The following is a 9,337-nucleotide window of genomic DNA, read 5'->3' as shown; positions in this document are numbered from 1 at the left end:
TCGATTGGCAGTCTCAGTACAAACTGCGGGAAGGTTTCACCCACACCTTCAAGAGTTACACCAGAGAAGAGCTTGCAAGAAGCTCCCCTCCAACGCTCGCTGAAAAAGCAATCGAGTACTAAAAGACAAAGAGCGGTTACTGGTAACGCCCGTGCCGCTCCAACATCTCGATGCGATATCCATCAGGATCAGTCACAAAGAAGAACCGCGCCAGTAGCTTGCCTTCCACGAAGAACTCCTTGATGTCTTCCGGAGCAAGCCCTTCCGCCTCAAAGCGCTTGTGCTCATAATCCAGATTATCCACGCAGAACGCAATGTGACCGTAACCATCACCCAGTGAGTAAGGCTCGCTGCGGTCTTTGTTGACTGTCAGCTCGACCTCAAAGTCGTTCTCCGCATTGCGCAGATAAACCAGCGTGAAGCTGTCAAAGTCCAGTCTCTCCGCAACCTCCAGACCAAACGCCTTACGGTAAAACGCAAGCGACCGTTCCTCATCCAGAACACGAACCATCATGTGAATTGCTTTTGCCATGGAAAGACCTCTCAACAGAAATTACTGCATGAGAAGTAGGTCGCTTGCTGCACCCCCGTCAACCGCAACAACACGCAAAATCGAGCAGTCATATAGCAGTTTACAAATCTTGCTCAATTCAGATCATCCACTTGCGGTCAAAAACCACTCCACCTATGATCGCGACGTGGTTAGGGCACCCGCCGCTCGCAAGCAATCCCGCTCTGGTGAAGCTCCACTTTTCTTGAACAAACCGCATGTTTTCAGCGGTTTACTGGCAACGCGAGCACCAGCACTTTCCCGCATTTTGAACTGAAAGCAGTTTCGATGTCTGAAGTTTCTTCTTCTCAACCGGACAACATTTTCTTATCCGGCTCAATACCTATTCTCTTCGCAAAAACAGCTCTGCCAATCAGCATCGTCATGATGGTGAACGGCTTGCACACCGTCGTTGATGCGTACTTCCTGGGCACATATGTAGGTACGCAGGCGCTCACTGGCGTCACACTCATGTTCCCGCTCTTCATGATCCTTGTTTCGCTGTTCACTCTCGTGTCCAACGGGTTCGCAAGCATCTATGCCCGGGCCTTCGGGGCAAGCAACTTCCGCATCACAAAGAAGATCATCGACAGTGCCATCTGTCTCGCTCTGATTTTCTGCTCACTCCTTATCCTGAGCTTTCTCGCTGCTGGCTTTCAGCTGGCTCTGTTCCTGACCAACGGTTCTCATGAGCTGGCTGAGATCGGCTATGAGTACATGGCCATCCTCATTCTGGGCTCCCCGCTCGGCTTCATTCTGTCCATCAACATCGACAGATTACGGTGCGAAGGCCTGCTGCCGCTGATGACCGCCATCACGCTCAGCTCAGCCTTCCTCAACATCTTCTTTGATTGGCTCTATGTCGTTCAGTTCGGTTGGGGCGTGGCTGGCTCTGCTTATGGCACTTTGACTGCGCAGCTCATCTCTCTGGCTGCGATGGTTACTTACTACACCTCAAAGCGTGGTGAGTTTTCATTCCTGAACTGGCGCCCAGTCAGCTTCCAGTGGAAGTCTCTGATCGCACTCGGCGTTCCACAAAGCTTGGCTACACGGGTGTTTCTCTGGCAGCAGCAGTCACTTTGTTCGCCATCCAGCTTTGGCCCGGAAGTGGCTATGAAACCACCGCAGGCGCCTACGGCATCCTCACCAGAATGCTGACCTTCACCTTCCTGCCGCTGCTTGGCATCAGCATGGCTCTGCAGTCTATTTCAGGAAACAACTTCGGCGCTCAAAAGCATGACAGAACATCACAGACCCTGAAGATTGCGCTTATCATCTCGCTCGTCTACTGCGTGGTTGTGCAGGCAATCTACTTTCTGTTCAGCACTCAACTGGGCGCAATTTTTGTCGATGACGCAGCCACGATCTCAGAGGTTGCACGCATCACACCAATCGTTACGCTGATCTTCTTCCTGTCAGGCCCACTGATGATGATCGGCACCTTCTTTCAGGCCATTGGGGATGCTGCCCGTGCAGGCATTCTGCTGCTTGCCAAAACCTACCTGTTCGCCATCCCTCTCACCCTTATGCTGCCCTATGCAGTGGGTGAAGCGGGTATCTGGTACAGCAGCGCTCTGGCAGAGATCCTGCTACTTGGGCTGACATTCATTGTCGTAGTCTCCCACAAAAAAGCAGCCGCTCCTGCAGCGGCAGTAGCAAGCTCATAAGCAATCAGCCCTCGCAGACCAACAGGATTTGCGAGGGCTGAAAGTTCTCAAACCAACTGTACCAAACAAGACAGCGCCTTCATCTCACCTTCGCTAGTACTGAACCAACGGAATATGCGTCCTATGGTGAGGTGCACAAGCATGACAGATTTGGTGAACGCACTGCTGATCGAACTCGGCAACAGAATTGGGTTCGACAATTTCTCTCTCAATGAAGACGGCCAGATCTTTCTCGGCCTTGATCAGAACCTCGCCATGAGCATCGTCTGGCGGGATGAGAGCCAGACCCTGCTCTTCAACTCTGTCATCAGCAAGCAAAACACCGACGACCCGCAGGTGCTGCAAGCTTTGATGCAGGCCAACTGTGTGTTTGCCGATAGCCATTCCATGGCCTTCAACATCAGCCCCAAGGAGCGTCACATCAATCTGTCCATGGTGGTGACCATCTCTGACAGATCATCCTTCGCCCTGCACAATAAGCTGGACATGTTCATCCGCACGGCAGCCTCCTGGCACGAACGCCTTAAAACCCCGGAAAGCCTCACCCCAGACTGGGAAAATTCAAATCACGCACCACCGTGCAAAACCAATAATCTCTCAGATCTTGGAGTAAGAGTATGAGCGCGATCCAACTCTCCAGCTTTGTAGAAGCCGCCCAAAACCACAACGGCTTGGACAAACTACACACCACCAGCGAAGCAGTTACTGAGCGCACTTCCCACACATCTGTAGGCGGGAAAGTACTTTCTTGGGCAAAGCTCCATATCACCGGTGATAGCCAAAAATCAGCAGATCAAGCCCGTTTTCAGGAAGCCTTAAAAGCCGAGTTCGGAGAGGAGATCGCCCAGTTTGCGTACAACGCATGTACACAAGAAGGCAGCAGATCCCACAGCCTGACAAAAGCACAGGTTCTGGACACCGTCGAGTTTGCACTCAGAACGCAGGAAGAAAAAACTGAAGCCCGCAACACAACTGCGCAGACAGATATCCTCACAAGTGTCACTAAGGCCCATGGTGCAGAGGTCGCTAGTGATCTTTCTAAACTACTGGAAGGGTCCAGTGAGTTTGCTAAAGCTGGCGAAAATCCTGAGCAACTAAAAGCATCCGTAACTGAGATCGCGAAAGACATCGCCAAACAACTGGCAGCAACAACCGATGCCAGCATTGCAAGTCATATCGAGCAAATGGCTGACCGGGACTTTCTGAAAGCCACCGCATCAAACGCGGGCATCCAGATCGATTGGGATCAGGTCTCTCCTGAGCAAATCTCCAACCTTCAGGAGAATGTGCAAGGCAAACTGGAAACGCAGTCCAGACCAGACAACTCCAACCAATCCATTCGCAGCAGCCTGAAGGACGATAAAGTGCAAGCAGCACTAGCTAACCAGCTGCGTGCAATCGAGGCACTTCAGTCAGCAAGCGCAGGCGGAGCCTTACTTGAGCAAGTTTTTGCAGAGCTGGGGCTGCCCGCTGAAAAAGTAAGCCAAGGCGCTTTCGGCTTAATTGCGACTGTAGTGAATGGAGATTTCAAAACAGCATCAGGCCCAGAAGGCACAAATGACATTACTGGTCAGATCGAGGGGATCGCAAGAAAAGCGATCACCAACTGCGCTGTTCAGGGCGTGTTGGCCTCAACGCTGAACGAAGTTGCACAAACCGAAGAGTTCAGCACTCAAATCGCTCCATTCGTTCCTGAAGGAACAGAAAAGGAAGTCAGAGCTGCTCAAAAGTGGTTGCCAACTCTTGTTGCTAAAGAGATCGTACGCTCAATAAAAGAAGGAAACAGTTTCGAGGAGCAAGGTGGCATCATCAATGCAGGGAAGGCAGAACTGAGGGCTCAAATCGAAGCTGCGCAAGGTGTTAATGAAACCATCAAGAGCTTTGTTGAGCATCTGACTGCCGATGAAATCAATGCGGAACTGCTGACAGCATTCACAGCAAAGCACTCTCAAAATGCTGAGGGTTTAGGAGGGGATGACAATAAGTTTGCTGCTGAACGCCACTTTACAAAAATCTTCAAAGAGCACCCGGAAGTTCAGCAACAGCTAAACACTGCATTTGCCTCTGAAAGACTAAAGAACAACGCGCAGACAGTAAGTGAGGCAATCGAACTCATTTCCAGAAACGTCGAGGAGCAACTCGTCAACCGTCTTCAGCAAGCCGGAAAACATCCGACGGAGGCGTATGCAACAGCTTCAGAAATCTCTTCAACGCTGAAAGGGCCTTTCGTACAGTTGTTCGCCCCTCTGCTGGATTCCATCAGCGCACCAGACGAGGAGCTGATCTCTCAGGATGAGTTTCTGGAGCAGAAGCAAGCGGTAGCAAACACCTTCTTCTTCCCGAATGAACCCTCGGAAAGTGCAGCAGAAGTGGCAAACGGCCTCGTCAAGAACTTCCATAGTCTCTTCGAGAAGCATAACCTGCAGCTCAGTTTCTGATAAAACATGCCGGCAGCGCTTGAGCTGCTGGCATCGCCGTAGTTACAGCAAAATCACCGCTGTTCCGAGCAGCGAAAGCGCGGCTCCGCCCCAGGCCAGTGGGCGGGGCATGTTGCCTGTGTTCATCCAGAGCAATGGCAGAATGAAAACAGGTGAGAGCGATCCAAGCACACTGGCTATCGCCGCATCATAATGCGCGTAGGCATAGAGCAGCAGCGAAACCGATATGCCGTAGCCAATAAACCCGGGCAGCACCACGCGGAACAGCAACATCCAGCTCATCTCTGTCGTCGCCTGAACCGCAGACAGAGGCATCAACCCAACCAGCGCCACAATAAACGCAGCCCCTGTAACGCGTATCGCGGATGCCGCCAAAGGCTCAGTTCCAGAAAGAAGCAGAGGCTTGAGAACCAGCATCCCAATCCCTTGTGAGGCAGCTGCAATAAGCGCCAGCACAACAATCGCCACCAATCCCCCACTGCGACGCGTGGCTTCTGCTTCCTGATCAGAACTTCCAAACAAAATAGCTAAGCAAATGCCGAAGAGAGCGATTGCGATGCCAATCATTTCTGTAAAGCTCAGCTCTTCACCCAGAAACGCAAAGGCGAGCACAGCCACAATCGGCGTTTTAAGTGAAAGCAATAACTCTGTTTGCCTTGGCCCAGCTCTCTTCAGGCATTCCAACAAAGCAACATTGCCGATAATCACGCTGACTACCACACTCACCACAAAGGCAGGCCACTGGCTCCAGTCAACAGTTTGCCAATACCCCAACACAGAGCACAGCACACATAGGATAGCCCCTGAAGTCAGTAGCTGAATACGAGTAAATTCAAAAACACCAACACGTTGTAGCGGTCGGTGGGCCAACATAGAACCACAGGCCCACCCCAATGATGCCGCCAGAGCAGACGACACAGCGAAAACAACCATAGTAAAACTTTCCAAACGTGCTACAATATGCGTAGCAACACATCGCTACATTAAACCTAGCAAAAAAGAAAGCCCATAATCTGTGAAAATACCTAAGGCAGGACAACCGGTTCGCGGATCAAAATCCGGCAAGCCAATCATGGTTCTTTTTGATTTGCTGGGCAGAAGATGGGCTCTTGGCATCATCTGGAACCTCTCAACCGGCCCTCAATCCTTCCGCGCACTCCAGTCAAACTGCGACTCTGTATCACCAACTGTGCTCAATACGCGCTTGAAAGAACTACGAGAATGCGGGATCGTCAGAAACGGAGAGAACGGTTACGAACTGACAGAGGAAGGTGAAGACCTGTTCACCTATCTGCAACCCTTGGGCCATTGGTCTCAAACATGGTCCCACGCAGCCAAACTGAAAGAAGTTCAATGAAATTCAATCACATCGGCATTCCGACCAAGGGCTACTTTGAGGAAGAGATTCCCCTACCCCACCTGCACATGACCGTCAGCGACCACAAAAACAATCCGTTTGGCATCCAATGGCAGCGTTATGACGAAGACGCCCCGTATCCGGAAATCGTCAAAACCGTCGCCCATGTCGCCTTCGAAGTCGATAATCTGGAAGAGGCTTTAAAAGACCAGAAGGTTATCATTGAGCCCAATTCTCCTATTGAAGGCCTGACTGTTGCGTTCATCGAAGTGCACGGAGCACCCGTTGAGCTGATGGAAGTTGACCGTTCAATCTGCAAGGAAGACATTTAGCCCAGCGCCTACAGCTAACAGCAGCTTAATGCCGGCAAGCCGCTTACCACCTGCACTCTCAGTCTTTTTCAGGCCCTCATTTTAAAGTTCAGGGTGTCGAGGACTATGCCGGTGGCCCATGCAGCAGGAAAAGTCGCCCAGCGCACCACATAAGATCGCCTTTATACCTCTGGTGCTGATCACCACAGCGCTGTTCATGACCCTGCGCAACATGCCCATGATGGCAGAAACCGGCATGCAGATGGTCCTGCTCAACGCCATCACAGTCTTCGCGTATCTCATCCCAACAGCACTGATTTCAGCCGAGCTTGCAACAGGTTGGCCCCAGAACGGAGTATTCCACTGGGTCGAAGCAGCTTTCGGAACACCCATCGGTTTCATCGCCGTTTTCCTTCAATGGATCCAGTCCATTTTCGGCGTCACATCCATTGTTGCCTACGCCACCGCAACGCTCACCTATGCCTTTGATCCGGAACTCGGCTCCAACCGCTACTACATCACCTTCTCAGTGCTCGTCCTCTATTGGTCCGCAACGCTCATCAACTTCAAAGGTACGGAAACCTCAGAAAAGATATCAGGATACGCCGTCTCTCTCGGTGTCTTCTTCCCCTCCGCATTACTGATCGCCTTTGGCATCGACTACCTGTTCTCAGGTGAGACCATCGCGCTTGATACCTCAGCGACTGTCGCAAACTGGGTGCCTTCTCTATCCGATACCACCAGCCTCGTTTTCTTCATGAGCTTCGTCTTCGGCTTTGTCGGCATCGAAGTCTCCGCCTGCCACGCCAACGAAGTCGAAAACCCGCAAAAGAACTATCCCCGAGCCATCTTTACAGCAGCCATCGCAGGTTTTGTCATCACATTGGCAGGTGGTTTGGCGGTCTCCCTGATCCTTGAAAAAGGCAACATCTCCAACATCAACGGAGCCCTTCAGGCCTTTTCTGCCTATCTGGATGCCTATGGCCTCGCCATCCTCACGCCATTCATCGCTTTGCTGGTTGCAATCGGTGCCGCCGGTCAGGTCAGCACTTGGATTGTAGGCCCGGTCAAAGGCATGTGGGCCGCCAGCCGCAAAGGCCTGCTGCCCCCTCGCTTCGCCAAAGCCAACAAAAACAACGTGCCCACGGCCTTGCTTATCCTGCAAGCCTCACTCATCTCATTGATCGCCTTGAGCTTTGTGGTGTTTGAGAACGTCAACCTCGTCTTCCTCGTGCTCACATCAACCGCAGTGCTTTTGTACTCCATGATGTACTTGCTGATGTTCATCGCAGCCATCCGCCTGCGCTACACCCATCCGCAAATTCCACGGCCCTACAAAGTCCCCGGAGGCAACTGGGGCATCTGGCTTCTGGGCGGCATCGGCATGCTCACCGCCATCAGCTGCTTCGCCATTGGCTTCATCCCTCCTCCATCCTTGCCATTCTCACTGGAGAGCTTTGAGGGACTGATGATTGTAGCCGTCATCCTCGCCCTGCTCATTCCTTTGACGATCTGGTTCATACATCGCAAAAACATCCATCACCCTTCTCAGAATGAAGGGCAAAGGTAATGGGCAAAACACCACGCAATCAGCCAAAGCACCACATCACTCTTTGGCACCTGGTGTTTATGACCACAGCCCTCTTCATGACCATGCTGAACATGCCTCTCATGGCCCAAACCGGCATGAAGATCCTGTTCTTCAACAGCGCAGTCATCCTCTGCTACATCTTACCGGTCGCCCTGATTTCAGCTGAACTGGCAACGGGTTGGCCCAAACACGGCGTTTACACGTGGGTGCAGGAAGCCTTTGGAGCACCCTTCGGATTTATGGCAATCTTCCTGCAATGGTTTCAGGCCATCTTCGCCATGGTCGCCACTGTCGCCTACACCACCGCAGCCCTCGCCTTCGTCTTTGACAGGCCTCTCGATGAAAACCCATGGCTCATGTTCACGGGTGTCATCATTATCTACTGGGGGGCCACCTTCGCCAACTTCCGCGGCACCCGAATAACCAAGCGCATCGCCAGCTATTGCCTACTCGCAGGCACCATCTTTCCATCACTCACCATGATCACGCTCGGCCTGTTATACGTTTCAGGCCCAGCCCAGCCGGTCATAGACGTCAGCCTTACCACCGCCAATGTGGTTCCGTCCCTCTCACAGACCTCAACACTATTCCTCTTCCTCAGTTTCCTCTTCGGTTTCATCGGAATGGAAGTCTCCGCCGGCCACGCAACCGAGGTCCAGAACGTCCGCCGCACCTACCCAATCGCGATCCTCATCGCTGCGTTCATTGGCTTCTCTATTTCCCTTCTTGGCGGCCTGACCATCGCTATGATCATCCCGGACAAAGAGATATCAAACACCTTGGGCGTGCTGCAAACTTATACCATTTTGCTGGATCACTACGGCGTACCAGACCTTCTCCCCATCGCCGCGATGTTCATCGCCGTGGGTGCTGCAGGGCAAGTCAGCACCTGGATCGCGGGCCCAGTCAAAAGCCTCGCGGTTGCTGGGCGTGACGGCATGTTGCCCAAGTTCCTGCATGGCTCAAACGCCTATGACATGCCCGTCCCACTGATGATAGTACAGGCAACAATCGCCACCCTCATTGCAACAGCATTTCTGCTTCACGTTAAAACGAACGAGGTATTCTTATATCTGACATCAACAGCAGTCCTGCTCTACTCTGTCATGTACCTGCTGCTTTACAGCACTGCTATTCGCCTACGTTATAAACGCCCAAACGTTCCCCGCACCTACAAAGTCCCGTTTGGCAACTGGGGCATCTGGGTCCTCGGCAGCATCGGATTTTCCATCTCCCTGATCGCCTTCCTCATCGGCTTCCGCCCACCCGATGAACCTGACTTCCCGGCAACCACATACCTCGCAATCATCATCCCCGGCGTGTTCCTCACACTCAGCGTGCCGTTCATTCTCTGGAAAGTCAGCAGCCCCAACTGGAAGGCCCGCAAGAAAGCAAAAAAGCCACGCCCTACACCATAGAACGT

10 protein-coding genes are annotated in these 9,337 nt (G+C 52.4%); 8 read left to right on the top strand and 2 right to left on the bottom strand.

What is annotated here, in order from left to right:
• Positions 1 to 136 precede the first annotated feature (136 nt).
• Positions 137 to 532, bottom strand: a complete 396-nt coding sequence (locus JCM12308_RS26235; protein ID WP_054785623.1) for a VOC family protein — start codon at positions 530 to 532, stop codon at positions 137 to 139.
• A 306-nt stretch (positions 533 to 838) separates the two neighbouring features.
• Between JCM12308_RS26235 and JCM12308_RS31105 the strand changes: the two genes are divergently transcribed.
• The 4 genes from JCM12308_RS31105 (at position 839) to JCM12308_RS26215 (ending at position 4,655) form a co-directional block, all read left to right on the top strand.
• Positions 839 to 1,708 (top strand): MATE family efflux transporter, encoded by an 870-nt coding sequence (locus JCM12308_RS31105; RefSeq protein ID WP_208978958.1) that lies wholly within the window; start codon positions 839 to 841, stop codon positions 1,706 to 1,708.
• The gene (locus JCM12308_RS31100) at positions 1,702 to 2,217 is read left to right on the top strand and encodes an MATE family efflux transporter (protein ID WP_208978957.1); all 516 of its coding nucleotides are present in this window, start codon (positions 1,702 to 1,704) and stop codon (positions 2,215 to 2,217) included. Before JCM12308_RS31105 ends, JCM12308_RS31100 begins: the two co-directional genes overlap by 7 nt.
• Positions 2,218 to 2,358: 141 nt before the next feature.
• Positions 2,359 to 2,838 carry a type III secretion system chaperone gene (locus JCM12308_RS26220; protein ID WP_054785621.1) on the top strand — a complete coding sequence of 160 codons (480 nt, stop codon included), beginning with the start codon at positions 2,359 to 2,361 and terminating at the stop codon, positions 2,836 to 2,838.
• Positions 2,835 to 4,655 carry a hypothetical protein gene (locus tag JCM12308_RS26215; RefSeq protein WP_054785620.1) on the top strand — a complete coding sequence of 607 codons (1,821 nt, stop codon included), beginning with the start codon at positions 2,835 to 2,837 and terminating at the stop codon, positions 4,653 to 4,655. The genes JCM12308_RS26220 and JCM12308_RS26215 overlap by 4 nt, the downstream gene beginning before the upstream one ends.
• 42 nt (positions 4,656 to 4,697) lie before the next feature.
• Here JCM12308_RS26215 and JCM12308_RS26210 read toward each other — a convergent pair whose 3' ends face one another.
• Positions 4,698 to 5,588 (bottom strand): DMT family transporter, encoded by an 891-nt coding sequence (locus JCM12308_RS26210; RefSeq protein ID WP_054785619.1) that lies wholly within the window; start codon positions 5,586 to 5,588, stop codon positions 4,698 to 4,700.
• A gap of 82 nt (positions 5,589 to 5,670) precedes the next feature.
• Between JCM12308_RS26210 and JCM12308_RS26205 the strand changes: the two genes are divergently transcribed.
• From JCM12308_RS26205 to JCM12308_RS26190, 4 genes are all read left to right on the top strand, one after another.
• Positions 5,671 to 6,012, top strand: coding sequence for a winged helix-turn-helix transcriptional regulator (locus tag JCM12308_RS26205; RefSeq protein ID WP_054785618.1), 342 nt, complete (start codon positions 5,671 to 5,673; stop codon positions 6,010 to 6,012).
• Complete coding sequence (locus JCM12308_RS26200; RefSeq protein WP_008551293.1) at positions 6,009 to 6,344, top strand: hypothetical protein; 336 nt, start codon at positions 6,009 to 6,011, stop codon at positions 6,342 to 6,344. The genes JCM12308_RS26205 and JCM12308_RS26200 overlap by 4 nt, the downstream gene beginning before the upstream one ends.
• Positions 6,345 to 6,462: 118 nt before the next feature.
• Complete coding sequence (locus JCM12308_RS26195; protein ID WP_054785617.1) at positions 6,463 to 7,893, top strand: amino acid permease; 1,431 nt, start codon at positions 6,463 to 6,465, stop codon at positions 7,891 to 7,893.
• Positions 7,893 to 9,332: an APC family permease gene (locus JCM12308_RS26190; RefSeq protein WP_054785616.1), complete on the top strand. Its 1,440-nt coding sequence runs from the start codon at positions 7,893 to 7,895 to the stop codon at positions 9,330 to 9,332. The genes JCM12308_RS26195 and JCM12308_RS26190 overlap by 1 nt, the downstream gene beginning before the upstream one ends.
• Positions 9,333 to 9,337 lie beyond the last annotated feature (5 nt).

The organism is Pseudovibrio denitrificans JCM 12308 (assembly GCF_001310815.1).
GTDB lineage: Bacteria > Pseudomonadota > Alphaproteobacteria > Rhizobiales > Stappiaceae > Pseudovibrio > Pseudovibrio denitrificans.
This window is presented reverse-complemented; position numbering and strand designations above follow the sequence as displayed.